We start from the raw sequence: 26,836 nt of genomic DNA, 5'->3' as shown, positions 1-26,836 counted from the left end.
GACGAGAATCCATGGTGCAGAACATGACCGAACTTGCCGAGCCGGACGCCGACGTCGACGCTTTCGTACCGTTCGGCGACGAGCGTGCCCGCAGGTACCTCGACGCCGGGTTGTGGCGAGGTGAAACCCTTCCAGAGGTGTTCGCAACGTGGGCGACGCAGTTCGGCCCTTCGAGGGCGGTCGTCGACGATCGCACGGAGCTGAGGTACGACGAGCTGCTTCGACGAGTGCGGAGCGTCGCAGCCGGATTCGCCGATCGCGGCATCGGACCGGGCGACCGGGTGGTCGTGCAATTACCGAACTCCGTGAACTTTGCGGTCGTGCTGTTCGCCTTGCTCGAATGCGGAGCGATCCCGGTGCTGACGCTGCCTGCACATCGCCGACGTGAGATCACCCATCTCGCCGCCACCGCATCGGCGGTGGCGTACGTGATCTCCGATCGGGACGGCGACTTCGACTATTGCGAACTCGCCGATGAGGTTCTCGCGTCGGTGACGAGTGTTCGGCACGTCTTCGTCGACAGTTCCGGACCCGAATCGAACGGCGGCGGGTCCCATACCTCTCTGTCCGCGGTGGCCGGGGTGCCCCGACAGTTTCCGCGCGCCCGGCCGACCGATCCTGCCTTACTGCTGGTCTCCGGTGGCACGACGGGATTGCCCAAGCTGATTGCCCGTACGCACAACGATTACGAATACAACGCCAGGGCCAGTGCGGAGGTCTGCGCTCTCGGTCCCGAGGACGTGTATCTCGCCGTTCTCCCTGCTGCACACAACTTTCCGCTCGCATGCCCCGGGCTGCTCGGTGCCCTCGGGGTAGGGGCAACGGTGGTGTTCTCCGGCAGTGCCAGCCCAGACCACGCGTTCGCGCTGATCGAGAGGTATCGCGTGACGATCACGGCGCTGGTTCCGACGTTGACTCATCTGTGGTGCGAGGCAACGGAATGGGAGGATGCAGACCTGTCCAGCTTGCGGTTGCTGCAGGTCGGGGGAGCGAAGCTGGCACCTGAGGTCGCCAAGCTGGTCGAGCCCGCGCTCGGATGCCGGCTGCAGCAGGTGTTCGGCATGGCCGAAGGACTACTGAACTACACCCGAGCCGAGGACAGCCCGGAACTGGTGATCGGAACGCAAGGCAGGCCGTTGTCCCATCTGGACGAGGTGCGCGTCGTCGATGCGGACGGAAACGATGTATCGCCCGGGGAAGTCGGTGAATTGCTGACGCGGGGCCCCTACACCATCAATGGCTATTATTCTGCGGCAGAACATAATACGACTGCCATCACCCCGGATGGGTTCTATCGCAGTGGGGATCAGGTGCGCGAGCTCGAGTCGGGCCATCTCGTCGTCACCGGTCGCATCAAGGACGTGATCACCCGAAACGGCGAGAACGTCGCGGCCGACGAGCTCGAAGACCTGCTGCTCACCCATCCTGCAGTAGCGCGGGTCGCGGTGATCGGGGTGCCCGATGCCGCTGTGGGCGAAAGTGTCTGCGCAGTCGTGGTGCCGAACGGAAGCGGTCCGACCGTCGCCGACGTGCGGGCCTTCCTGACGGCGGCCGGCTGCGCCGGATTCAAACTGCCCGATCGCGTGGTGACACGAACATCGCTGCCCGTCACCGCCATCGGCAAAGTGGACAAGTCCTTGCTCGTCACACAGTGCACGCAACAGCAGCCGACTCGATGAAGGAACCCATGGATCTCGACGACGTCAGACGTAGGTTGGTGCAGGAGCGGTTGCGGCATGCCCGAGGCGACGAGGCCGCACCCGAGGCGAGCCGCGGCCCACTCGCAGACGTCGAGTCCGCCGAATTCGAGTCGTTGAGGGAGCAATTCGGATCCATCGACGACGTCTGGCCACTGTCACCACTGCAGCTCGGGCTCGTCTTCCAGGTAGGTGTCGACGCCGATGCCACCGAGCTGTACACCGTCCGCACCGTCGTCGAGGTCGACCGCGTCCTCGACGACGACAGGATCAGGCGAGCTCTGCAATCGGTCGTCGATACCACCGCGGCGATGCGGACGGCCTTCGTGACGCCGGACGACACCGCGCCGGCCCAGGTCGTGCTCTCTGCGGTGCAGGCACCGTTGACGGTGGTGGATCTCCGTGCGTGCCCGGCGAGCGAGGTGGACGATCGATGGAGCCGGATTCTCGCGGACGACCGGGCGCTCTCGTTCGACATCGCTGCGCCGCCACTGTTTCGGGTCACCCTGGTGCACCTTCCCGGAGGGGTCGACCGACTGTTGACCACCTACTGGTTCGGGTGCTTCGACGGCGGATCCTCGGCACTGCTCGTGGCTCGAGTCCTGGAGCAGCACGACGAGAACGGCACGCCCGTTCCGCCGGACCACGGCTACCGTGAGTATCTGCGTTGGCTGGCTTCTCGCGACCGTGCCGAGTCCGAGCAGGCGTGGCAGCGGTACTTCGGCGATATCGACAGCCCGACCTCGGTGGCCGCGGAGGCCACCCGTGGGGACGGTTCACCCCGCAGGATCGAACGCAGAGTGACGGCAGCGGTGTCCGGCGCGCTGGATCTGCACGCACGTCGATCCGGTTCGACTCTGTTCACGGTTCTCGCAGCGGCCTGGGCGAGTGTGTTGATGCGTGTGGTGGGGCGGTCCGATGTGGTGTTCGGTACCGCCGTCGCCGGTCGGCCCATGGATGTGGCCGGTTCCGACACCGCGATCGGCGCGTTCATCAGCACGGTGCCGATCCGGGTGACGGCAGGTGGATTCGATTCGGTCACCGATGTGGCTGCGCGCGTGCAGGATCAGCGTCTCGACCTGATGCCGCACGACACCCTCGGTCTCGGTGGAATTCAGCAGGCCATCGGTGCGGGGGCTCTGTTCGACACCCTGCTCGTCCTGCGTAACGCTGCCGGGCCTGCGGGACGACAAGAATCGACGTCGGCGGGGAACGAGCGCCGCGTGCGACACATCTCGACCGTCGATGGGTCCGAGTTCCCGGTGTCCATCGCAGTGGATCCCGGCGATGAACTGAACCTGTCGGTGACGTATCTACCCGATTCTGTGGACGACGAGCGTGCCCGATCGCTGCTCGACTCGTTCGCATCGGCACTCGATACCGTTGCAGCGCAGCCCGATCTGCCGATCTCGCGCTGGCCGTCTGCCCCGGGCGACATGCCGAGTGTCGTCGAGAACGAGTTCGACGGCCGATCGGAACGACTGCAGGACAACACGATCGCCGAATTGCTCGCCGCACGCGCCGCGGCCGTTCCCGACGACATCGCGTTGGTGTTCGGAGACCGGCGGCTGACCTTCGGCGACCTCGACCGGCGGGTGAACGCCTGCGCACTGGCGCTGCTTCGCCGGGGTGCCGCTCCCGAACGCATCGTGGCCCTCGCTCTGCCGAGATCGGTGGAGATGGTGGTGGCCCTGTTCGCGGTGCTGCGTACCGGTGCCGCGTACCTGCCCCTCGAACTCGACTATCCGACAGAGCGTCTCGACGTCATGTTGGCCGACGCGCAACCGGCCGTTCTGGTGACGACGGTGGACACGGAGAGCCGGGGATTGGCCACCACCGCCACACGGATGGTCGTCGACTCCCCTGAGGTCGTAACAGAGTTGGCGTACGACATCGACGCGTCGGAAGTCGAGGCGGCCACAGCGTCGGTCGGTTTTGCGTCCGGCACCGTCGGCCGACTCGAGCACCCCGCCTACGTCATCTACACCTCCGGCTCGACCGGAACACCGAAGGGCGTCGTCACTCCGTATCGCGGTCTGACGAACATGCAGATCAATCACCGGAACGAGATCTTCGCTCCCACCGTCGCCGTGGCAGGAGACCGCACCCTGCGGATCGCACACACGGTGTCGTTCTCCTTCGACATGTCGTGGGAGGAGTTGCTGTGGCTCGTCGAAGGTCACGAGGTACACATCTGCGACGAGGAATTACGCCGCGACGGTGAGGCATTGGCTCACTACTGCGAGCAGAACAGAATCGACGTGGTCAACGTGACGCCCACGTATGCCGGACATCTGCTCGATCTCGGACTGTTGGACGAACGCGACGGACATCGAATTCCCCTGGTCTTGCTGGGTGGTGAGGCGGTACCGGATGCACTGTGGAGTCGGCTCGACGGCATCGGCTACAACCTTTACGGGCCTACCGAGTACACGATCAACGCGCTCGGTACCGGAACAAGGGACAGCGTCGGGCCGTCCATCGGTTCGCCGATCCTGGGCACACGTGCGTCCGTCCTGGACCAGTGGCTACGGCCGGTCCCGATCGGTTCGGTGGGGGAGTTGTACCTCCGGTGTCGGTCTTGCGCGGGGCTATGTGAACCGATTCGGCGACACGGCAACGAGATTCGTGGCCGACCCCTTGACTCCGGGCGCACGGATGTACCGCACCGGTGATCTGGTTCGCATTCGAGCCGACGGTCTGTTCGACTACCTCGGTCGCGCGGACGACCAGGTGAAGATTCGCGGCTATCGAGTGGAGACCGCAGAGGTCGAACGCGCCGTGGCCGCATGCGAGGGTGTGGTGGGCGCGGTGGTGCGTACGGTGCAGATCGGGAGTGGTACTCGCGCCCTGGCCGCATACATCGTTCCTCGCGACGGCGGTACGACCGACACGTCCGTGCTGTTCGGTTCCATTCGAGACCGGCTGGCAGCGACGTTGCCCGAGTACATGGTGCCGACGTTGTTCGCTGCCCTGGAACGCATTCCGATGACGATCAACGGCAAGCTCGATGTGCGGGCTCTTCCGACCGTCGACGCCGTGGGCGGAGGCACGTTCGTACCGGCCCGAACGCCGGTGGAAACGATGTTGTGCGAGATCGTCGCGGCGGTTCTGGGTGTCGGACGCGTGGGGATCGACGACGACTTCTTCGCGCTCGGCGGCGACAGCATCACCTGCCTGGCCGTGGCATCGCGGGCGCGAAAGGCCTCGATTCCGCTGGCACCGCGTGAGGTGATGCGCAAGCGGACGGTGCGAATGTTCGGGGCGGAGCTCACACCGGACGCCGACGCACGCCCCGCTGTCCACGCCGCCGCCACGGTGGAACTGTCCCAGGACGAGCTCGACGAATTCGAAAGCAGTATGTGAGCAGACATGACGACCGATACCGCGGCCACGTCGCAGTCCAAGATCGCCGCCGTACTCCCACTCACCGCACTGCAGGTCGGGATGTACCTGCAATCGACGCTCGCCGAGCGAGCGCAGGATCCGTACCTGTCACAGACGGTGCTCGACCTGTCCGCCGCGGTGGATCGCGGCCGGCTCGATCGTGCCCTCGAACTGCTGTTGGATCGCTACCCGAACATCAGAGCGCTGCTGCGGCAACGCCGTAACGGTGATCTGGTCTGGGTGGTACCGCGCGCGTCGACGCCGGTCGTGACGGCCGTCGACGACGAGTGGGATGATCATCTCCGACGAGACCGCTCGGCCGGGTTCGCGTTCTTCGAGCAGCCGCTCATTCGCTTCTCCTACTCCACTTCTGCGCGCGCCCCGCGAGTTCTGATCACCTACCATCACGCGCTGATGGACGGGTGGTCCGAGGCCATCTTCGTCAGGGAGCTGATCGCTCTCTACGAATCGGGCGAGGGGGCGCGGTTGCCGCCTGCACCCGACTTCGGCGATTATCTCGCGTGGACAGCGTTGCAGGACAACGTCACTGCGCGTCAGCGGTGGGCCGACTACCTCGACGGGTTCGAGTCCGCGACTCTCGTTGCCGGGGACCGAGCGAATGGGTCCAGCGCGGGCACGCGCTCGCGCCTGGACGTCGATATCGACGATGCGTTGGCCCAGCGGGTGTCCGAATACGCGCGTCGTACCGGCGTGACCACGAACGTCGTCGTGCAGACAGCCTGGGCGGCGATGCTTTCGGCGAGAACCGGTTCCGACGATGTGGCCTTCGGGATGGCGACGTCGCTGCGGCCGTTCGATCTCGATGGTGCCGAGGCGATGGTGGGTTTGCTGCTCAACACCGTGCCGGTCCGCCTGCGGTGGAACTCGGCTGCAACGGCGACCGAGATGCTCGCACGCGTGCAGGCAGACCACCTCGACCTGGACGAGTATCGGTTCCTCGGGCTGTCCGACATCGCCGGAACAGTCGGCGGCGGAGAGCTGTTCGACACCATAGTCGTGTACCAGAACTATCCCGCACCGATACCCGAGACGAGCGGGACCGTCGACGAGATCACGGTGCTGGGTGCGCACATGAGCTTCCCGATGGCGTTGATCGTGGGCCCCGATCCTGCTCTGTGGGCGTTCGTACTGCACGACGAGGCCGCTGTCGGCCGGCGGCAGGCCGCCATGTACGCCGAGACGTTCGTCGAGATGCTCGATCGGATGACGACAGTGTCGGACATCGACGTCACTCGACTGGTGGCCGCCCCACATGGCCAGGGGCGCAGCGTCGGACCGGACCGAACCGTGGTGCCGATCGAGACCGCTCTGGCAGCGCGCTTCGAGCAGTCCCGCGACGACGTGGCACTGCTGATCGGCGGCGAGCACATCACGTTCGGGCAGTTGTCCACGCGGGTCGGACAGGTGTCCGCACTGCTGCGTGTGCACCACATCGGTGTCGAAAGCCGCGTCGCTGTTGCGGTGAGCAGAGGTCTCGACATGGTGGCGGCGCTGTTGGCGACCATCGACGTCGGCGCAGCGTTCGTACCCGTCGACATTCGCTACCCGCGTGAGCGGATCGAACTGATCCTGTCCGATTCCGGGCACGACCTGCTGTTGATCGACGATGCGACCCCCGCGGCACTGACGGATATGGAGACTGCGGTCCGTGTCGATACCGCTGTACGACAACAGGACTGGACGCCGCCGTTCGGTCGCAGCGTCCCGGGTGAGTGCGCGGCCTATCTCGTGTACACGTCGGGTTCGACCGGAACGCCCAAGGGTGTGGTCGGCACCAGGAACGCGTTGGCCAACCGGCTGCAGTGGGCGGTGACGCGGTGGGGCAGACCGGGCAGCCGAGTTGCCAAGAGTTCGCTGGCGTTCATCGACGGCGCGACGGAGTTGCTCACCGGCATTCTCGCGGGCCAACGTGTGGTACTCGCACAGGATCACCAGTACGGCGATTCGGGTGCCGTGGCCTCGCTCATCGGACGGTCCGGTGCCGAACAGGTCACCGCCATCGGTTCTCTGGCTGCCGCGTTGGCCGCTACGGCACCGTCGGACTGCGCTTCGGTGACCGGTTGGATACTCAGCGGAGAACCGTTGACCGACCACATGATCGACGTGATCCGAGCGGTGACGCCGGACGCCACGATCGACAATTCCTACGGATCCTCCGAAGTCGCAGGCGACGTCGCCGTCCAGCGGGTCGACGGCGACCCTGCGGTCATCGGAACCTCGGTGGACAACACCACACTGCGGCTGCTCGACTCTCGGCTACGCCCGGTTCGGAACGCCGTTCCTGGCGACCTGTACGTGTCGGGCGTGCAGCTCGCCCGCGGATACTCCGGGAAACCGGCCGAGACCGCGACTCTCTTCGTCGCAGATCCCGGCGGCGATGGCGCGCGAATGTACCGCACCGGGGACCGTGCCCGTCTCGTCGACGGCGTCCTGGTATTTCTGGGTCGAGACGATCGTCAGGTCAAGATCAGAGGCCATCGCGTCGAACTGGGGGAGGTCGAAAGTTGGACGGCCAGTGACCCTTCGGTCGACGAGTGCGCCGTGGTCGCTGTGTCCGACGGTGACGGCGTCGGTGTGCTGGTGGCCTACGTGACTCCCGACTCGGTCGACACCGCGTCGGTGCGGGAGGCGCTTCGTCGCCGGGTTCCCGACTATCTGGTGCCCGCATTCTGGGTGGCCGTCGACAGTATTCCCAGAACCCCCAATGGCAAGGCCGATCGAAAAGTTCTGCAGGAGCGCGGAATACCCGACGGTGGTCCCAGCCGATCGCGACCGGCTGCATCCGAGGACGAGCGAGCACTCGCGGCGCTGTTCGCAGACACCACCCGTGCGGAGAGCGCCCAGTCCATCGGCGTCGACGACGACTTCTTCTCGCTCGGCGGCGACAGCATCACCGCCATCACCCTCGTCCATCACGCGCGCACCGCCGGACTTCCGATCACCACCGCAGACGTCTTCGAGTGTCGAACGGTCGCAGGGCTGGTGGAGCGGGGCCGAAGCGCCCGGGCCGTTGCGATCGTCGACCGGCCCGACAGTTCGGCAGCGCTGCTGACCGATGCCGATGTAGCCGAATTGCGCTCTCATGGAATCGATCCAGAGGCAGCTCGCCCGGCCACTCCGCTGCAGCGGGGCTTGGCATTCCAGTCCGTAGCCTCGGGCGACGGAGTGGAGGAAATCTACGTCATCGCCACCGAATTCGAGGTGCACGGGCTGCTGGATCCGCGACGTCTCGGGGGCGCACTCGACGCGCTCCTCGACCGTCATCCAGCGCTGCGCTCGCGCTTTCTGACGTTGAGCACCGGGACGACCGTCGCGATCCGCGATACGGGTCGAGTCGTACTCCGCCGTCATGTCGTCGACGATCCGACATCGCCTACCGCCCGTGACCTGATCGACCAGGACAGGCGTGCGTTCGACATAGAGCAGGACTCGCTCGTCCGAATTCTGCTGCTGGACTGCGGGAACGATCGTCACCGGGTGGTGCTGACCGTCCACCATCTTCTCGTGGACGGGTGGTCCATGGGCACTGTGGGTACCGAGCTGTTCAAGCTCTACCGAGGCCTGGCACTGCCGGAACCTGCGCGGTTCGACGACTACCTGCGGTGGCTCGCGGGCCGCGACGACTCGTCCGTCGACGCGTGGCGTCGCGCGCTCGGCGCGGACGTGGCACCGACGATGGTGGCAGCGTCGGCATCGGCATCGTCGTCGGTACGTTCCGAGGCGCACGAGATCGACCTCGAGTGGAGTGCGCAGGACACCGCTCGGCTCATCGAGTCGGCGCGTCGTCGATCGTCGACGCTGAGCGAACTGGTCGATGCAGCATGGGCCGTGGTGCTCTCGGCATTCACGGATTCTCCGTCGGTCGTGTTCGGCTCGACGGTTTCGGGGCGTCCCACCGACCTCGATCGTGTCGCAGACATGGTCGGACTGTTCATCAACACCGTTCCCGTCCGTGTCGACGTCGGACCCGATGCACGTCTGTCGACCGTGCTCGCTGGTCTGCGGGACTTCTCGATCGCCGTGGCTCCGCATCATCACGTGGGCCTGGCAGACATTCAGAAGGCCGTCGGACGGGGAACGCTGTTCGACACACTCGTGGTGTTCGAGAACTTCGCTGCTGCAGACACTTCGGGTGTCGATGCCGAGAACTTCTCGGTGTCGGTCGCCGGATTCCACACAGTGACGCACTACCCGCTCGTGTTGACGGTCCATCCGGGCGAACGGATGCGGCTGGTGGTCGAATACCGCAGCGACTCGGTGCCCGTGGCTCGCGCCCGCGCAGTGGCGTCCGCACTGACCTCGGTGTTGGGTGCGTTCGCCGACGAAGGCGACCCGCCGATCGCCGCACTGTCTCTCGTCGACGAGACGACGACTCGGATTCTCCGCACCGAGTACGCCGGCTCGCAGCGTCGGTATCCGGACGGGACGATGGTGGACCTGTTCGCCGACCGCGTCGCGTTGCAACCGGACACCGTTGCTGTTGCAGACGCCGCCACGGCTCTGACGTTCGCCGAGCTCGATCGCGTCTCCAATCGAATTGCGCGATGGCTCCTCGGTTTCGGTGTCGGCGCGGAAGATATCGTGGCCGTCGAGGCCCCACGAACCGTGACGACGATGGCGACGATCCTCGGGGTCATGAAGTCCGGGGCCGCCTACCTACCGATCGACCCGAACTGGCCCACCGAACGCGCGCGGCAGATTCTCGACGATGCGCAGCCGGTGATCACGGTGAAGGCATCGGCGGTCGAGGCCCTGACGCCGTCGTCGACGGACAGGATTGCCGTCACCGATTCCGAGCGTCGGTCCGCATTGCATCCCGACCACCCGGTGTACTTCATCTACACCTCCGGTACGACCGGTGTGCCCAAGGGAGTCTCGGTACCGCACCGAGGACTGGCGAATCTCTATCACTCCCATCGCGAGAGCGTGCATCTGCCGACGGCGGCGCGCGCGGGCACGGACACTCTGAACGTGGCGCATGCCTGGTCGATGGCCTTCGACGCATCCTGGCAACCGCAGTTGTGGATGTTCGGCGGGCACACAGTACATCTCATCGATCCCGAGGTCGTTCTCGATCCGAGAGAACTCACCGAGCGACTGCGAACGCTGTCGGTGCATTTCATCGAGGTCGTGCCGTCGTTGCTCGAACAGATGATGCGGTCGGGATCGATCGACACACTGACGTCAGTCGGGGTCGGCGGCGAGGCGGTATCGGTCGAGTTGTGGAACAGGTTGCGCGCGAATGAGTTTGTTGTCGCGTACAACTTCTACGGACCCACCGAGGCCACCGTCGATGCGGTGTTCACATCGACGGATCTGTCGCCCGAGCCCGTGATCGGTAGGCCGGTGACCAACCTGAAGGCATACGTGTTGGACGCCTGTCTTCGGCTTGCGCCTCCCGGGGCGCTCGGCGAGCTCTATTTGGCCGGGCCGGGCGTGGTGCGCGGGTATCGCAACGCGCCGGGGCGCACCGCGCACCGCTTCGTTGCCGATCCCTTCGCCGCGGACGGTACTCGGCTCTATCGGACCGGGGATCTCGTGTCGTGGACCGAATCCGGCACATTGAGGTATGCCGGTCGCGCGGACGACCAGGTCAAGATCCGCGGGCACCGCGTCGAAGTGGGGGAAGTCGAAAGTCGATTGCGAGAGATCGATGCCGTCGCAGACGCGCGGGTGCTGGTGCATACGTCGGGTATCGCTACCGGGCAGGCGACCCTCGCTGGGTACGTCGTTGCTGCGCCGGGACGGACGATCGACGTGAGCGCCGTGCGCGCGGGTCTGGGCGAACTCCTTCCGTCGTACATGGTTCCATCGTCGGTGACCGTGCTCGATGCGTTCCCTGTGCTGCCGAACGGAAAGCTCGATGCGGCCGCGTTACCCGACCCCGTCCCGACCCTCGGTTCCGGGCGCGCGCCGCGCATCGACGTCGAGCGGGAGATATGCCGCGCAGTAGCCGCTGTGCTGCATGTGCCGGAGGTCTCCGCGGACGACGACTTCTTCGATCTCGGGGGCGACAGCATCATGGCCATGGAGTTGTCGGCGCGGCTGCGGACGGTGGGCATGGCGGTCTCGCCCCGTCACATCGTCGCTCGGCGCACGCCGGAAGCACTTGCTCAGCAAGCGGAGTCGGCGCAACCGATGGCCTCCGGCGTCGAGGAACTGTCGCCGTACGGAGAAGTCCCGTTGACACCGATCCTCCGCTGGATGGACAGTCTCGATGGGTCCGTCGACGAGATCTCGCAGGCGGTGTTGCTGGAGGCTCCCGCCGATCTGACCGAGAACTCGCTGATCGAGCTTCTCGATCTCGTGGTGGCCAGGCACCCCATCCTGCATTCGAGTTTCGAGCGTCGTCCCGGCTCCGAGCCCGTGTTCACCGTGTTGCCGGACGGTACTGCCGACGTGGCCGAGTGGGTCCGTACCGAGTATGTGGACGGGCTCACCGAATCGCTGCTCGCAGAACGTGTTGCCGCCCAGTCACGCGCGGCACGTGGTCGGCTCGATCCCCGGATCGGCCGGATGGTCGATGTGGTGTGGCTGCGCCACCACGGTGACACCGACTCCTCGGGTGAGCTCCTGATCACGCTGCATCACCTCGTGGTCGACGGGGTCAGCTGGCGAATACTGCTGCCGGACATCACGACTGCGTGGCAGCAGCGGTTGTCGGCGGATCGCGGCCCGATCGGGCCCTCCATGCGGCAGTGGGCGCACGAGATCCACCGCCTCGCCGGCTCTGCCGAGGTGCTCGCTGATCTGGAGTACTGGACACGCGTCGGCGACGGGGCGGAACGGGTTCCGATGGTGCGTCCGGTCGATCCGTCGATCGATACCGGTGCAGGCGTACGCACCACCACGTTCGCGCTCTCCCCTCAGGAAAGCGCGCGGATTCTCGCCGCAGCCCGCCCGCGGCTCGGGGTGTCCGTCGAACATCTGTTGTTGGGAACGTTCGCGGCCGCGACAGTCGAGTGGATGGACAGCGGTGCGGCGGGTCCGCAGTCGTTCGTCGTCGACGTGGAGGGGCACGGGCGGTCGGGAATCGCGTCCGATCGGGTGGACGGCTCTTCCGTGGTCGGATGGCTCACGGCTGTGTTCCCGCTCCGCCTGACCGCTGACGCGACCGACCATCGCGCCCTGATGTCGCACCGGTCCGATCCTGTTGCCGCAGAATCGGTTCTGCGTACGATCGCGACGGACGCGGCTCGGTCGAGGGATTCGGTGCCGGGAGACGGGTCGACGTACGGCATGCTGCGGTGGTGCAGCGGTGAGGCGGGTGCGGTGCTGCGGCACATGCCCACGGCCGACATCGAATTCAATTATCTGGGCCGTTTCGACACCGCGACAGGCGGTCCGTTCGGGGCCAGCCGATTGCGTAGCAGTCTCGACACCACGCCCGGCACCGAGACGCCCTGCGGCTATGCGTTGGTCGTCGACAGCTACGTGCACGAACAGGACGGGTCGTCGGTACTCGGTGTGACGTACACGTGGCCGGCAGGAGTGCTCGACGGTGTGGAGGAACTGGCCGGGCTCTGGCGGGAGGCCCTGTCGGCCGCGTGTCGAATTGTGGAGGACAGGGAGTCAGAGGACGGCCTAATGAGGCAAGGGTAACCTCATTAGTGCTACCTTGTCAGTCGCCTCGCCCGGTCGGGTGTGGACGCAGTCAGTGCGTGGTCGAGTCGAGAGGTTCCGAGGAACGATGAAGGTTCGTACGAAGTGGATGAGGAGCGCCGCGTCGATCGCGCTCGCCGGAGGGCTGACCATCGCCCTCGCCGCCGGATGCAGCAGCGACACCGAGGAGACGCCTGCCGCCGACTCCACGACGTCTGCGCAGGAGTCCGCATTTCCGGTCACGATCGACTCGGCACTCGGATCCGCGACGATCCCCGAGGCACCGAAGCGGATCGCGACCTGGGGATGGTCGAACCAGGACGCGATTCTCGCCCTCGGAGTCGTACCCGTTGCGATGCCTACATTCGACGGTGCCCAGTACGGTGCGGACGAACGCGGCGTTCTGCCGTGGGATGCGAAGGCTCTCGCCGACCTGGGCGGCGACGCGCCGACACTGCTCTCCGGTGACGGCACCGGAGCGGTTCCGGTCGAGCAGTTCGCTGCCGCCGCACCGGATCTGATCTTCGCGCCGTACTCGGGGTTGAGCCAGGAGGAGTTCGACAAGCTCTCCGACATCGCGCCCGTCGTCGCGTACCCGGACAAGCAGTGGACCACGTCGTGGGAGGACCAGCTGACCATCGCGGGCAAGGCGCTGGGCAAGGAGAAGGAGGCCGCCGACCTGGTTTCCGGAGTCGAGGGCTCGATTGCCGATGCGGCGACGAAGTACTCTGCGCTGCAAGGCAAGACGGTCACCGTCGCGCTGCCCAACGCACCCGGCACTTTCGCCGTCAGCAAGGACAACGACGTACGAGTCGAGTTCCTCGAGCAGCTCGGTCTCGTCAACGAGCCCACCATCCAACAGGCCGACCCGGCCAAGGACCCCGACGCCGTGTACTTCGAGCTCAGCCTCGAACAGGCGTCGTTGCTGAAGTCCGACGTGCTGTTCGTCGTGGCGTACGACAAGGAATCTCTCGCCGGGTTCCTGGCCGAACCCGCCGTGGCCTCGCAGCCCGTACTTTCGCAGGGGCGTACCGCCTCCACCGAGGCCCTCAGCGCCGACAAGAACTTCGCGTTCGGTGGCCTGACGGTGCTGACGATCCCGTACATCCTCGACGACGTGGCCTCGGCGCTGAACACTGCCGCCGAGAACGTTCAGGGCTGACAACACTCGGGCGGCCCACTCGACGCGAGCACAGGCGTATTCACTTTCGACGACAGGAGCGTGTTCCACCGTGGCAAGGTCCCATCGACTTCAGGTCGTCTTTCCCGAAGTCCTGCGCACGGCAACGGTGATCGAAACACGTCAGCTGGGTTCGGGTATGCGCCGAATCGTGTTGGGTGGGCCGCAGCTGCGCGAGTTCTCGCGCGGCGACTACCGGTTCCCGGCGTTGCGCAGCGAAGGATTCGACGACTTCGTTCGGTTGTTCTTCCCGGCGGAGACCGACGGCACGGTGGTGCTTCCGACCCAGCACGAGCGCACCGTCGAATGGCCGCGTGATCCGCGTCCGGTGACCCGCAACTACACCGTGCGCAGCGTCGATCCCGAGACCGCGCAGGTGACTCTCGACTTCGTCACCCACGACACCGGCATCGCGTCGACGTGGGGTCGGCGTTGCCGCGTCGGCGATTCCATCACCCTGCTCGGACCGGTGCGGTCGGGCCATGCTCCGGCCGATGTCGACTGGGTGTTGCTCGTCGGCGACGAGACCGCGTTACCTGCCATCGCTCGGTATCTCGAAGAGGCATTGCCGGGCCGGCGAATTCGGGTGTTCGTCGAGGTCGCCGACGTCGAGCGAGAGTTGCCGTTGCCGACGGCCGCCGACGCCGAGATCACGTGGGTCCACCGTGACGGCGTCACCGCCGGCACCGGCGACTTGCTCGACAGTGCGGTGCGGGCGGCACCCTGGTGGGACGGAACGGTGTTCGCCTGGGTGGCAGGGGAAGCGACCGCTCTCAAGGGAATCCGTCGGTATCTGCGCGAGGACCGCGGCCTGCCGCCGGAGATGGTCGACGTCACCGGGTACTGGCGTCGCGCCGAGGTTCTGACCCGCGCCGACGATCCCGAGGTGCCCGACCTCAGCGGCGGTGAGTCCGAGCCGTTCGACAGGCTCGCCGAACGTGCGGAAATACTGTCGCCCTTCGCTTTCAGGGCGGCCAACACGTTACGTATCCCGTTGCACGTGTCCCGAGGGGCGTGCTCCGTCGAATCGCTGGCGGAAGCCACCGAGACGGACGCGCGCGCCCTCGCGAAATTCGTGCGCTATCTGCGTGCCGTCGACGTCCTCGCCGAGAACTCCACCGGTGATCTGATTCTCGGCGATATCGGTGAGGCGATGCTCGGCGACGACTGGATCTCGCACTGGCTGGACCTGGACGGGATCGAGGCACGGGTGGAACTGTCGATCACAGGTCTGGTGGACAGCCTGCGGACCGGTACCGCCAGCGCGAGCCTGCTGACCGGCAACACGTTGACCGAAGACCTCGAGGCGTCCCCGCGGCTCGCCGAACTGCATCACAACCACATCGCCGACGAGGCCGCGTTCCTGGGTCCTGCTCTGGTGCAGGACTATTCGTTCGACGGGGTCTCGACCCTGTTGGTGGCGGGGGCAGGATCCGGAGTGGTGCTCGGTTCCGTTCTCTCCCGGTACGACGGAGTATCGGCGGGTGTGCTCGGGTTGCCCAGCGAACTCGACCTGATTCGACGCGACCTCGGGAAATGGCCCGAACTCGAAGGGCGAGTGGTGAATCACCCGCAGAGCGTGATGTCCGAGCCGCATGTGGAGCACGGGAACGGATTCGACGCGTATCTGATGCTCGAGGTCACCGGACACTATCGAGACGACGATCTCGCACTGCTGTTGCGCAACGCGGCAACAGGATTGGCCGACAACGGAAAATTGGTGGTCGTCGAGCGACTGTCCAACGACGGGTCGTTCAACGAGGATCAGTCGGAATTCGATCTGCTGATGCTCTGCATGCACGGCAGCGGTGTACGAACGAAAGCCGAATTTGCCTGCGTAGCAGCCGATGCCGGCCTCGAGGTCGCGGCGTCGACGCTGGTCGGCTGGGGTATCTCGGTGCTCGATCTACGCCGTGTTCGCTGACACCGAGGAAGCCGTTGTGCTGCCGAGTCGGTTAGGTTAGCGTTCCCTATCGAAGGCGCGCGCCGATGCCGACCGCAGACGTTGCGCGCAATGCGCGGTCACGGACCGATTCACCGTCAGGAGTGCACACAAAATGACCGTTGTCGAAGAAACGACGATGGACACGGCCGAGGGGACCGAACTGCAGCGGGGACTGCGTACGGTCGTCGCGTTGGCGGAGTCCGGATTGTTCGACGAGTACGTCGTGTACGAGGACCGGGGACGCTGGGTGTTCGCGGGCGGCGTGGTCGCTCGCATCGTGCTTCGGCCCCACCTCGTGACCACCACCTGGGGGGCCGGAGAACCGACCGAGCGGAGCTGGTCCGGTAACCCGGCAGCGGCCCTGAGCGAGGCGTGCACGGGCCTGACCCGAGAACAGTGGAACGCTTACGGATTCGTCGGTTTCGGGTTCGCGGAGCACCTGCACGACGTCGATCGGTCCACTGCCGCCGGGCGCGACGCCGACGACATCCTCGCGCACCTGGTGGTGCCCCGCGTCGAGGTCCGCTTCGGCCGCGAACACGATGCCGTCGAGGTGACCGGCAGCGACGAGGACCGCGCCTCGGTACTGGCCGCGCTCGACGCGATCGGCGGCGACGAGCTGCCGACCGTGCACGCTCTCGACGTCGGCGGAGATCTCGACGACTACCGCGGCCGCGTCGAACAGGCCGTAACGGAAATCCGACGGGGCGACTACGCCAAGGTCATTCTGTCCCGGAGCGTGCGTATCCCATTCGATCTCGACATGCCGGGCACCTACCGCGCCGGGCGTACGGCGAACACTCCGGCCCGCTCTTTTCTGCTGCATCTCGGCGATCTGCGTGCCGTAGGCTTCAGCCCGGAATTGGTCGCCTCCGTCGACGCACACGGGATCGTCACCACCGAGCCGCTCGCGGGAACGAGAGCGTTCGGACTCGGTTCCGATGCCGACTCGGCAGCGAAGTCCGATCTCGAACAGGATCCGAAAGAGATCACCGAACACGCTGTGTCCGTGCGTACCTCGTTCGAGGAACTCGAATCGATCGCCAGCCCGGGGTCGACGGCCGTCTCGGACTTCATGAGCGTGCGCGAACGGGGAAGTGTCCAACATCTCGCGTCCACCGTGCGCGCACGCCTGCGCGAGGACCTGTCCTGCTGGGATGCCTTCGGTGCCCTGTTTCCGGCCGTCACGGCGTCGGGGATCCCGAAGAAGGAGGCCATCGACGCCATCGGTCGGCTCGACGACTCACCGCGCGGCCTGTACTCCGGTGCCGTCGTGAAGGCATCGTCGACGGGAGAATTCGAAGCAGCACTCGTGCTGCGCGCCGTCTACGAGCAGCAGGGTTCCGCATGGCTGCGTGCCGGAGCCGGCATCGTCGGCCAGTCCAAGCCCGAACGTGAATTCGACGAGACCTGCGAGAAGCTCGCCAGCGTTGCCCCATATCTCGTCCGCAAGAAGGAGAACGACGCCTGATGCACCGCACCATGCTGGGTGGAAAGATCCACCGTGCCACTGTCACTCACGCCGATCTGCACTACGTCGGGTCCATCACGATCGATTCGACTCTGATGCAGGCGGCCGATCTGATCGAGGGCGAACAGGTCCACGTCGTCGACATCACCAACGGCGCTCGCTTGGTCACCTACGTGATCGAAGGCCATCCGGGATCCGGCGTGATCGGAATCAACGGTGCCGCGGCCCATCTGGTGTCTCCGGGTGATCTGGTGATCATCATGTCGTTCCGTCAGGTCGAGAACGCCGAGCTGCCCACACACAGTCCCTCCGTGGTGCACGTCGACTCGGACAACAGCATCGTTGCCCTCGGAGTGGACCCTGCCGAACCGGTCCCCGGTGCGCTCGATCAGATGTCGGGGGCGAGCATCCGATGAGCCCGAGCGACGACTACAGCAGCGAACTCGACGGCGAATACGACATCGTCGGGGTCGGCTTCGGGCCCTCCAACCTCGGCTTGGCCATCGCGATCGAGGAACACAATCGACAGTGCGCTCCGGCCGAGCGCCTGACCTCGTGCTTCGTCGAGTCGAAGGACGAGTTCGCCTGGCACCCCGGAATGTTGCTGCCGGGAACCACGATGCAGATCTCCTTCCTCAAAGACCTTGCCACCCAGCGCAATGCGAGCAGCGAGTACACGTTTCTGTCGTATCTCGCCGAACGGGGCCGGCTCAACCACTTCATCAATCTGCAGACGTTCTTCCCCAGCCGGCTCGAGTTCCACGACTACCTGTCCTGGGCCGCAGGCAAAGTCGACGCCGCGGTGCACTACGGGACGCGGGCGTCCGCGGTCGTCGACACCGGTGACGGTTACGGCGTCCGCACCGAGGGGCGACGCACCGGGACCGTCCGCGGCCGCAACATCGTGCTCGCCGGCGGCCTGACCGCAGCCCTGCCGGACGGAGTCAGCGCGTCGGCGCGGCAATTCCACAATCACGACCTGCTCGGCCACCTCGACCGGTTGCCGTCGCGGAACCACCGGACGTTCGTCGTCGTCGGTGCCGGGCAGAGCGCAGCCGAAGTGGTCGACTACCTGCATTCGACCTATCCGGACGCATCGGTGCATGCGGTACTGCGCAAGTACGGGTACAGCCCGGCCGACGACAGCCCCTATGCCAACCGCATCTTCGATCCGACCGCCGTCGACGACTTCTACTCGTCCTCGCACTCCCTTCGTGATCAGCTGCTGCACTATCACCGCGGAACCAACTACTCCGCCGTCGACCTGCCCCTGATCGAGGAGCTGTACGCGCGCGAGTACGCGGAGCGGGTCAGCGGACAGCGCCGGCTGTTCGTGCACGGAGCCTCCCGACTGGCCGATGTCACGGAGGAGGCGTCGGGCGTGCGGGCATCGGTGGAACACGGGCCGACAGGACTGGCCGAGGACGTGCTGTGCGACGCTGTCGTCTATGCCACCGGCTTCACGTCCCTCGATCTGCCCGACATCCTCGGGCCGTTGTTCGACGCCGTCGAATTCGATGCGCACGGTCCTCGCGTGACGCGGGACTACCGGCTCGTCACGCGTGGATCGACAGTGGGTTCGATCTACCTGCAGGGCGGCACCGAGCACACCCACGGTCTGACGTCCTCTCTGCTGTCCAACATCGCTGTGCGCAGCGGTGAGATCGTCAAGTCCGCGGTGGGTGCGAGGGTGCGTTCGGTGGTGTGAAACGGCGGGGTATCACTGCGGGCGACGAGCCGGAACAGAGCGATGTTCCGGCTCTCGTCGGTGGTCTGGCCCGAACCGATGCCGGCAGGACCGCCGGTCTGATTCTCGTCGTCGCCGTCCTCGCGATTCTGTGCCTGGTGAGTATCGCTGTGGGAGCCGAGAACATCGCTGTCGGTGACGTGTGGCACGCACTGTGGTCGTCGAACGGTTCCACCGACGCGGTGATCGTCCGCGAGCTCCGAGTTCCACGGACCGTGCTCGGTGTGCTCGTCGGTACCGCGCTCGGCGTCGCGGGCGCGCTGATCCAGGCGATGACGCGCAACCCGTTGGCCGACCCGGGCATTCTGGGCGTCAATGCCGGAGCGGCACTCTTCGTCGCCTTCGCAGTCGGGGTGTTGGGCGTGACCGACGTTCGCTTCTATGTGTGGTTCGCGTTCGTCGGTGCCGTTCTCGCCACCGTCGCGGTGTACGCGCTGGGTTCGGTGGGACGAGCGGGTGCCACTCCGATTCGCTTGACGCTCTCCGGTATTGCCCTCGGTGCGGTGCTCGGCGGCGTCACCTCCGGGATGCTGCTGCTGGACCCGGACGCCTTCGCCAGGATGCGGTTCTGGGGCGCAGGCTCGTTGGCGGGTCGAGGCCTCGACATCGCGGCGGCGACCGGCCCGTTCGTCGTACTCGGACTGTGTCTGGCGGCGCTCGTCGCGCGTCCGCTCAATGCGATCGCACTGGGCGACGAGCTGGCCCGGTCGTTGGGAGCCAATGCGCTTCGAACGCGGACCGTCGGTGTCGTTGCGGTGACGCTGTTGGCCGGAGCGGCGACAGCGGCGGCGGGACCGGTCGGATTCGTGGGGCTGATGGTGCCGCACATGGTGCGCTGGTTCGTCGGGCCGGACCAGCGTTGGATTCTGATCCACACCGTGTTCGCGGCACCGGCACTGCTGTTGTTCGCCGACGTCGTCGGCCGAATCGTCATCGAGCCGGGGGAGTTGCAGGTCGGTATCGTCACCGCCTTCGTCGGGGCTCCCGTTCTGATCCTGTTGGTCCGCCGAAAGAAGGCGAGCGGGCTGTGATCCGGGCACCGCGCGCCGGGAACATCGACTTCGGCAGAAGGGTGTGGATCGTTCGCACAGTGCTGGGCGCACGAATCGACGTTCGTACGGTCCTCGTCTGCGCGGCCCTGCTGTTGCTGACAGCGGTTGTCGCCGTCCTCGCGATCGGCACCGGCGATTACCACGTTCCACCGGGCCAGGTGCTCGCAGCGGTGTTCGGCGACGCCCCGCGCATCACCGAGATCGTCGTGATGCAGTCGCGGTTCCCCCGGGTTGCGCTGGCATTCCTGTTCGGAGCTGCCCTGGGGGTGTCGGGTGCGATCTTTCAGTCGTTGACGCGAAATCCGTTGGGCAGCCCGGACATCATCGGCTTCTCGACCGGCGCGTACACCGGCGCTCTCGTCGTCATCCTGACGCTCGGCGGCGGTTACTACCGGACCGGAGCGGGCGCGCTCGTCGGCGGACTGGTGGCCGCCGCCGTGGTGTACGTGCTCGCCTACAAGCGCGGCGTGCAGGGCTTTCGATTGATCATCGTCGGTATCGCGGTCAGTGCCGTCCTGGCGTCCGTCAATACCTGGCTCGTGGTGAAAGCCGATGTCTCCGAGGCAATCGCAGCCGCCGTCTGGGGCGCGGGCACACTCAACGGGTTGGGGTGGCCGCAGGTGGTTCCCGTTCTCGTGGCCCTGGCTGTCGTCACCCCCGTGGCGGCGGCGCTGTCGACACGGCTACCGGTACTCGAGATGGGTGACGACGCGGCGAGAGCGCTCGGAATCCGCGTCGAGCCGACGCGTCTGATGCTGGTGATTCTCGGGGTCGCCCTCACGGCACTGGTCACGGCCGCAGCGGGGCCCATTTCGTTCGTTGCGCTCGCCGCGCCGCAGTTGGCTCGGCGGCTCACCGGTACCTCGTCGGTGGCGATGGTGCCGGCAGCATGCATGGGTGCTCTGCTCCTGATCGTCAGTGACGTTGCAGCGCAACGAGTGTTCGCGCCCACTCAACTTCCGGTCGGCGTGGTGACGGTCTGTGTGGGCGGCGCGTACTTCGTCTGGTTGTTGGCACGAGAAGGGCGGAAGCAATGACGACGAGGCCACGCCTGTACGCGGACGGCATCACCGTCGGATACGACAAACGAATCATCAGCGAGAAGTTGACCGTCGACATTCCCGACGGCAAGTTCACCGTGATCGTCGGGCCGAACGCCTGCGGTAAATCGACACTGTTGCGCGCGTTGTCGCGGCTGCTGAAGCCGACCGGCGGCACGGTATTGCTCGACGGCAAGTCCATCTCGTCGTACCCGGCGAAGGAGGTCGCCCGCCGACTCGGGCTCCTGCCGCAAACCTCCATCGCGCCGGACGGCATCTCGGTGGCCGATCTGGTTGCGCGAGGCCGCTATCCGCATCAGAAGTTGATTCGGCAATGGTCCGTCGCGGACGAGGCCGCGGTGGTGGAGGCCATGACTGCGACCGGAGTGACGTCGCTGTCGGCCCGTCCGGTCGACGAGCTGTCCGGTGGACAGCGGCAAAGAGTGTGGGTGGCAATGGTTCTCGCGCAACAGACACCGCTGTTGCTCTTGGACGAGCCGACGACCTTTCTCGACATCGCGCACCAGATCGAACTTCTCGACCTGCTGGCCACGTTGAATCGGGACAACGGCAACACCCTCGTCGCGGTGTTGCACGATCTCAACCACGCATGTCGATACGCCCACCACATCATCGCGATGAAGGACGGCGCGGTGGTCACCGAGGGCCCACCGGCGGAGATCGTCACCGCCGACTTGGTGGAGGCGGTGTTCGGACTGCAGTGCCGCATCATCGACGATCCCGAATCGCACACTCCGTTGGTGATACCCAAGGTGGCCGCTGGCAGGCTAGGCAAGGCTTAGTTTAGAATCGAACAGAATTGCCGCCGAGTTAGCCTGAGGGTTCTCGCACAGTCGGACGAGAGATGTATCGAGGACGAAGATGACCGATCAGCAGCGTGGTTTCCACTACGCCGACGTCGTTGCGGTGGAGCAGCTCACCGTGCACATGGTGCGCGTCACCTTCGGCGGCGAGCACGTCGCCGGTTACCGCACGCTCGGGGCACCCGACGAGTGCGTCGGGGTCTACTTTCCGCGTGAAGGCGAGTCGGCACCGCCGCCGATGACCGAGGTCGACGGCCTGTGGTGGTTCCACGGCCTCGAGAACGCGCCGGAGGGCCGGAACTACACGATCCGACGCGTCGATCCCGACCGCGGCCAGTTGACCATCGACTTCTTCGCACACGAGGGTGGCGTCGCGGCCACCTGGGCCCAGCAGGCCGCCCCCGGTCAGACGGTGCTCTTCACCCGTCCGCGGTCGTGGTACTCACCGCCCGCCGACGTCGATTGGCTGCTGCTGGTGGCCGATATGACCGGAGTTCCAGCACTGGGTCGACTGGTCGAACAGTTGCCCGCAGGCACCCGCGCACACGCGATTGTCGAGGTACTCGAACGCGGTGACATCCAGACGTTCGAGACAGCCGCCGACGTGACATTCGATTGGCGTATCGGATCCGGAAACGGAGACAGCGCCAGCGTGCTCGACGACGCGGTGCTCGCCTACCCGCTACCCGAGGGGCGCGGCTACGTGTGGTTCGCCGCAGAGGCGTCGTCCTCGCGTCGGGTACGCAAGTACTTCCGCAAGGACTTGGGTTACGACAACAAGTATTTCGACATCATCGGCTACTGGCGCGCTGACTCGGAGAAGTGGCTCGAAAAGTACAAGCAGTACCAGGAGGAGGCGCTCGCGGTGTACAACGGCGTCATCGAATCCGGCCGCACCGAGCAGGAAGCCAGCGAGGCGTTCGACGCGCTGCTCGAGCGGGTCGGGCTCTAACGCGGAAATTCGTAGTCGGGCAATTCCAGCGTCGCCGCGTCGGGACCGAGGAATCTGCTCGTGACCGCCTGGACCGGCTTCGATCCGGCCAGGCGGAGCACGGTGCGAAAAGCAGCTACTCCCACAGTCGTTTTCGGATGCGCGACGCGAGGCACGCCGGGCGGAAGCTTCTGAGCCTGATTCACGAACGGACGCATGCGCGCCTCGAAGGCCTCGAACCCGGTGCGATGATCGCGCGCTCGGGCGAGTTCCCCGGCGAGCACGTAGGCCCCGGTGACCGACAACGTGGTGCCCATCCCGCTCAATGGTGTTGCGCACCAAGCAGCGTCGCCCAGCATGCCGATTCTGCCGTTCGACCAGCGTGGGGCCTGCACCTGGGCCAGATAGTCGACGTAGAGCTCCGAACCCGGTCCGAGCGAATTCAAGATTCTGGGCACTTCCCAGCCGACGTCGGCGAACGTCGCTCGCAGGGCGGCAACGACTTCTTCGGTAGACGCGGTTTCGTACCCGCCATCGTCGGACACCCAGGACAGGCTGAAACGCGTCGTGCCGAGGTTGTCCGGGCGCAGATTGGCGACCCTGGATCCGGCGGCGTTGTACCACCGCCACCAGCCGTCGTCACTCGGTCTCTTCGGCAAAATCCCGTAGGCGGTGTACAGGCCGACCGGCGTGGTCTCCGCCTCGGCAGGAAACGCCAGTTCTCTGCTACTGGAACGGATTCCGTCGGCGAACAGGACGAGGTCGAACCTTTCCGCTGCGTTCGACGCGAACGTGACATCGACGCCGTCGGCATCCTGAGCCACGTCGACGACGCGATCGCCGTACCGGTACTCGGTTCGCGGACCGGCTGATTCGACGAGAATCCGCGCGAACTCGCCGCGCAGAATCTCCATCTCCGCCGTCGGCCCGTCGTGTGATCCGTCTCCGGCCGGAAAGGCCGCGATGGTGGCGTCGGAATCGTCGACGAATCTGGTGCCCTTCTCGGTGGTGCCGTTGGCCAGCAGGGTCTGCTCCAGGCCCATGCGCCGCAGCACCTCGCGTCCACTACCGCGGACGTCGATGTTCTGGCCGCCCAGACGCAGCTGCGGACTGCGCTCGACGACGACGACGTCGTATCCCGCTCTGTCGAGCCAGTAGGCGACGGTGGGGCCGACGATGCTGGCACCGGTGACGAGCACGCGTTCGGTCATCGGGCGGGAATGCCCGGGCGGCCGGTCGTTCAATCCGGGGGGAAAGTAGCTGAGCCTCACCTTGGTGGTGTACTTTCTCGAATTGTCCGTTTGACCCGTTTTCGTCAGGAGAACCGTGTTCACCGTTCGCCGTCTGGCGCTGCTCTCGTGCAGTGCAACCCTTGCCCTCGGTTTGGTCGCCTGCAGCTCTTCGGACTCGGGTGACACCACCTCCACCTCCGAGTCCGCCACCGCAGAGTCCGCCCTGGTGGTGTACTCCGGCCGCGGCGAAGAACTCGTCGACCCCCTGATCGAACGCATCGGCGGCGGCGTCGAGGTCGACTACTCGGGCAACACCAACGCCCAGGCCGCCAAGATCCTCGAAGAGGGCGACGCGACGCCGGCCGACGTCTTCTACGGCCAGGATGCAGGTGCACTGGGGGCCCTCGACGAAGCAGGGGCGCTCGCACCGCTGCCCGAGGACATCCTCGCGCTCGTCCCCGAGCAGTACCGCGGCACCGACGGCACCTGGGTCGCCACTTCCGCACGGGCCCGCGTGCTGGCCTACAACTCCGATTCGGTGCAGGCAGCAGACCTGCCCACCGGTATCGACGGACTGCTCGACCCACGCTGGCGCGGACAGATCGGCTACGCACCCACCAACGCGTCGTTCCAGGCGTTCGTCACCGCATTGCGCGTGCAGCGCGGCGAGGAGGGTGCGCGCACCTGGCTCGAAGGATTCGTCGCCAACGAGCCGGTCGCGTTCGAGGGCAACGGTCCGCTGCTGACCGCCGTCAACGACGGGCAGGTCGCCACGGGACTGCTCAACCACTACTACTGGTACCCGTTCAAGGACGAGAACGGTGCCGACGCTCCCGTCGAGCTGCACTACTTCGAGCCCGGCGACCCCGGCGCATTGATCAACGTCGCCGGTGCCGGTGTGCTGGCGGCGTCGGACAACCAGGAAGCGGCATTCGATTTCGTGCGCGAGCTGCTCTCGACCGAATCGCAGACATACTTCGCCAACGAGACCGCCGAATACCCCGTCATCGACGGCGTCACGTCCGACTACGACCTGCCGCCGCTGTCGGACCTGGGTTCGACCGACCTCGACCTGGGCCGGCTCTCGTCCCTCGAAGCCACGCAAACCCTGCTCACCGACGTCGGAATCATCTAGTCGGTGTTCGTGTCCGCACTCCAGCCGCTTCGGCGGCGCCACTTCGGCGGTCGTCCCGTTCTCGGGACGACCGCGTTGTGCGTGGGAGCGCTGACGCTGACACCCTTGGTGTACCTGTTCGTTCGAGCGTTCGACGGCGGAACCGAGAAGGTACTGCGGCTGCTCCTGCGGCAACGCACCCTCGACCTCGTTGTCCGGACGGCCACGCTCGCGCTCACCGTGGTGGTCGCCTCCGTCGTGGTGGGCACGCTGCTCGCCTGGTTGACCGTCCGAACCGATCTACCGGGTCGACGCATCTTCTCGATGATCCTCGCGGCACCGCTGGCCATCCCGTCGTACGTGTCCGGGTATCTGTGGATCGCTGAATTTCCCTCCCTTGCAGGATTTTCCGGTGCTGCGCTGGTGCTCACGTTGTCGTGCTTCCCGCTGGTGATGTTGCCGGTGTCCGCGGCGTTCGCCACCGCGGACCCGTCGTTGGCCGAGGTCTCGCGAACCCTCGGTCGAGGCGCTGTACGCACCGCGCTGACCGTCGAGTGCCGTCGCGTCGTTCCGGCTGCGGCAGCAGGCGCGCTGCTGGTGGCGCTGTACACCATCAGTGACTTCGGGGCGGTGGCACTGATGCGGTACGACGCCTTCACTCTTGGCATCTACAGCGCCTACCGCGGCGGGCTCGATCGCACCGCGGCCGCTGTTCTCGGGTTGGTCCTCGTGGTGGGCGCGTTGGTGTTGACCCTCCTCGAACGGCGTGCTCGACGCGGGGCCACGGCGCGCGTGGGATCGGGTACCGACCGGATGGCCGAGCCTGTGGTTCTTGGCCGGTGGCGCGTGCCTGCTCTGGCCGTTATCGTTGCAGCCCTCGGTGTTTCGGTGCTGGTACCGATTCTGGCCCTGGCGCGATGGCTCACTCGATCGCTGCGCTTCACCGTCGACTGGGCGGACGTGCTGGCTGTCAGCGCCAAGACGGTCCAGTACTCGGCGACTGCTGCTCTGGTGGTCGCCGTGCTTGCGTTGCCGGTGGCGTTGTTCGCGGCCAGGTCCACGTCCCGCGGTGCGCGCACCGCCGAGTTGTCCACGTACATTGCGCACGGTCTCCCGGGTATCACCGTGGGACTGGCGACGGTGTTTCTCGGAATCAGATTTCTGCCGTCGTTCTATCAGACCGCGGTGCTGCTGGTGCTGGCGTACGTGGTGCTGTTCCTGCCGTTGGCCGTCGGCAGCACCCGATCGGTCGTCGACGCCACTCCGGTTGTGCTCGAGGATGTTTCACGGACCCTCGGTGCCGGGCGAGTGCGCACCGACCTGCGGGTGACGATTCCCGTCGCCGCGCCCGGCATCGCGGCCGGAGCCGCCCTGGTGTTCCTGACCGTCGCCAAGGAATTACCGGCGACGTTGATGCTGCGCCCCCGCGGTGTGGACACGCTCGCGACCACGCTGTGGTCCACCACCGAGGCATTCCGCTACGGCGAGGCAGCCCCCTACGCCCTCGCATTGATCCTGATCTCCGTGGTCCCGACGATCGTCCTGACCCGGGCGCTGCGGCGTACGACGCGAAAGCGAGTGACACTGTCATGA

General features: G+C 66.1%; 16 protein-coding genes. 15 read left to right on the top strand and 1 reads right to left on the bottom strand.

The window, feature by feature from the left end:
- Positions 1-23 precede the first annotated feature (23 nt).
- The 13 genes from JLZ96_RS08400 (at position 24) to JLZ96_RS08340 (ending at position 22,918) form a co-directional block, all read left to right on the top strand.
- Positions 24-1,679, top strand: a complete 1,656-nt coding sequence (locus tag JLZ96_RS08400; RefSeq protein ID WP_094644594.1) for a (2,3-dihydroxybenzoyl)adenylate synthase — start codon at positions 24-26, stop codon at positions 1,677-1,679.
- Entirely contained in the window at positions 1,676-4,372 is a 2,697-nt protein-coding gene (locus tag JLZ96_RS08395; protein WP_201009838.1) for an AMP-binding protein, read from the top strand. Before JLZ96_RS08400 ends, JLZ96_RS08395 begins: the two co-directional genes overlap by 4 nt.
- Positions 4,326-5,063: a phosphopantetheine-binding protein gene (locus tag JLZ96_RS08390; RefSeq protein WP_374758029.1), complete on the top strand. Its 738-nt coding sequence runs from the start codon at positions 4,326-4,328 to the stop codon at positions 5,061-5,063. The genes JLZ96_RS08395 and JLZ96_RS08390 overlap by 47 nt, the downstream gene beginning before the upstream one ends.
- A gap of 6 nt (positions 5,064-5,069) precedes the next feature.
- Positions 5,070-12,707: a non-ribosomal peptide synthetase gene (locus JLZ96_RS08385; protein WP_201009836.1), complete on the top strand. Its 7,638-nt coding sequence runs from the start codon at positions 5,070-5,072 to the stop codon at positions 12,705-12,707.
- A gap of 88 nt (positions 12,708-12,795) precedes the next feature.
- On the top strand, positions 12,796-13,869 hold the full coding sequence (locus tag JLZ96_RS08380; RefSeq protein WP_027495815.1) for an ABC transporter substrate-binding protein: 1,074 nt from the start codon (positions 12,796-12,798) through the stop codon (positions 13,867-13,869).
- 70 nt (positions 13,870-13,939) lie between these two features.
- On the top strand, positions 13,940-15,811 hold the full coding sequence (locus tag JLZ96_RS08375) for a siderophore-interacting protein (RefSeq protein WP_201009835.1): 1,872 nt from the start codon (positions 13,940-13,942) through the stop codon (positions 15,809-15,811).
- Positions 15,812-15,944: 133 nt separating this feature from the next.
- Positions 15,945-17,303 (top strand): salicylate synthase, encoded by a 1,359-nt coding sequence (locus JLZ96_RS08370; RefSeq protein WP_201009834.1) that lies wholly within the window; start codon positions 15,945-15,947, stop codon positions 17,301-17,303.
- Positions 17,303-17,719, top strand: coding sequence for an aspartate 1-decarboxylase (gene panD / locus JLZ96_RS08365; RefSeq protein ID WP_027495817.1), 417 nt, complete (start codon positions 17,303-17,305; stop codon positions 17,717-17,719). Before JLZ96_RS08370 ends, panD begins: the two co-directional genes overlap by 1 nt.
- On the top strand, positions 17,716-19,011 hold the full coding sequence (locus JLZ96_RS08360) for a lysine N(6)-hydroxylase/L-ornithine N(5)-oxygenase family protein (RefSeq protein ID WP_201009833.1): 1,296 nt from the start codon (positions 17,716-17,718) through the stop codon (positions 19,009-19,011). Before panD ends, JLZ96_RS08360 begins: the two co-directional genes overlap by 4 nt.
- A gap of 11 nt (positions 19,012-19,022) precedes the next feature.
- The gene (locus JLZ96_RS08355; RefSeq protein ID WP_201010687.1) at positions 19,023-20,081 is read left to right on the top strand and encodes an iron ABC transporter permease; all 1,059 of its coding nucleotides are present in this window, start codon (positions 19,023-19,025) and stop codon (positions 20,079-20,081) included.
- Positions 20,078-21,139 carry a FecCD family ABC transporter permease gene (locus JLZ96_RS08350; RefSeq protein ID WP_371829095.1) on the top strand — a complete coding sequence of 354 codons (1,062 nt, stop codon included), beginning with the start codon at positions 20,078-20,080 and terminating at the stop codon, positions 21,137-21,139. Before JLZ96_RS08355 ends, JLZ96_RS08350 begins: the two co-directional genes overlap by 4 nt.
- Positions 21,136-21,945, top strand: coding sequence for an ABC transporter ATP-binding protein (locus JLZ96_RS08345; RefSeq protein ID WP_201009832.1), 810 nt, complete (start codon positions 21,136-21,138; stop codon positions 21,943-21,945). The genes JLZ96_RS08350 and JLZ96_RS08345 overlap by 4 nt, the downstream gene beginning before the upstream one ends.
- Positions 21,946-22,024: 79 nt before the next feature.
- A complete protein-coding gene (locus JLZ96_RS08340) occupies positions 22,025-22,918 on the top strand; it encodes a siderophore-interacting protein (RefSeq protein ID WP_032367547.1) in 894 nt (297 codons plus the stop codon).
- On the opposite strand, the gene JLZ96_RS08335 is transcribed toward JLZ96_RS08340, so the two are convergent.
- Positions 22,915-24,108: an FAD-dependent monooxygenase gene (locus tag JLZ96_RS08335; protein ID WP_201009831.1), complete on the bottom strand. Its 1,194-nt coding sequence runs from the start codon at positions 24,106-24,108 to the stop codon at positions 22,915-22,917. The two genes, JLZ96_RS08340 and JLZ96_RS08335, sit on opposite strands and share 4 nt — an antisense overlap.
- A gap of 115 nt (positions 24,109-24,223) precedes the next feature.
- On the opposite strand from JLZ96_RS08335, the gene JLZ96_RS08330 reads away from it, so the two are divergent.
- Complete coding sequence (locus JLZ96_RS08330; protein WP_027495824.1) at positions 24,224-25,264, top strand: iron ABC transporter substrate-binding protein; 1,041 nt, start codon at positions 24,224-24,226, stop codon at positions 25,262-25,264.
- A 9-nt stretch (positions 25,265-25,273) separates the two neighbouring features.
- Positions 25,274-26,836 carry an iron ABC transporter permease gene (locus JLZ96_RS08325; protein WP_236253861.1) on the top strand — a complete coding sequence of 521 codons (1,563 nt, stop codon included), beginning with the start codon at positions 25,274-25,276 and terminating at the stop codon, positions 26,834-26,836.

The sequence above is a fragment of the Rhodococcus sp. NKCM2511 genome (assembly GCF_014905595.1).
GTDB lineage: Bacteria > Actinomycetota > Actinomycetes > Mycobacteriales > Mycobacteriaceae > Rhodococcoides > Rhodococcoides fascians.
The sequence above is the reverse complement of the archived record's forward strand: the minus strand, read 5'-3'. Positions and strand labels throughout refer to the sequence as shown.

Excerpts from the sequence above, each read along its gene's own strand:
- JLZ96_RS08400 (WP_094644594.1), top strand. The coding sequence starts at position 24 with ATGACCGAACTTGCCGAGCCGGACGCCGACGTCGACGCTTTCGTACCG.
- JLZ96_RS08395 (WP_201009838.1), top strand. The coding sequence starts at position 1,676 with ATGAAGGAACCCATGGATCTCGACGACGTCAGACGTAGGTTGGTGCAG.
- JLZ96_RS08385 (WP_201009836.1), top strand. The coding sequence starts at position 5,070 with ATGACGACCGATACCGCGGCCACGTCGCAGTCCAAGATCGCCGCCGTA.
- JLZ96_RS08380 (WP_027495815.1), top strand. The coding sequence starts at position 12,796 with ATGAAGGTTCGTACGAAGTGGATGAGGAGCGCCGCGTCGATCGCGCTC.
- JLZ96_RS08370 (WP_201009834.1), top strand. The coding sequence starts at position 15,945 with ATGACCGTTGTCGAAGAAACGACGATGGACACGGCCGAGGGGACCGAA.
- panD (WP_027495817.1), top strand. The coding sequence starts at position 17,303 with ATGCACCGCACCATGCTGGGTGGAAAGATCCACCGTGCCACTGTCACT.
- JLZ96_RS08360 (WP_201009833.1), top strand. The coding sequence starts at position 17,716 with ATGAGCCCGAGCGACGACTACAGCAGCGAACTCGACGGCGAATACGAC.
- JLZ96_RS08345 (WP_201009832.1), top strand. The coding sequence starts at position 21,136 with ATGACGACGAGGCCACGCCTGTACGCGGACGGCATCACCGTCGGATAC.
- JLZ96_RS08340 (WP_032367547.1), top strand. The coding sequence starts at position 22,025 with ATGACCGATCAGCAGCGTGGTTTCCACTACGCCGACGTCGTTGCGGTG.
- JLZ96_RS08335 (WP_201009831.1), bottom strand. The coding sequence starts at position 24,108 with ATGACCGAACGCGTGCTCGTCACCGGTGCCAGCATCGTCGGCCCCACC.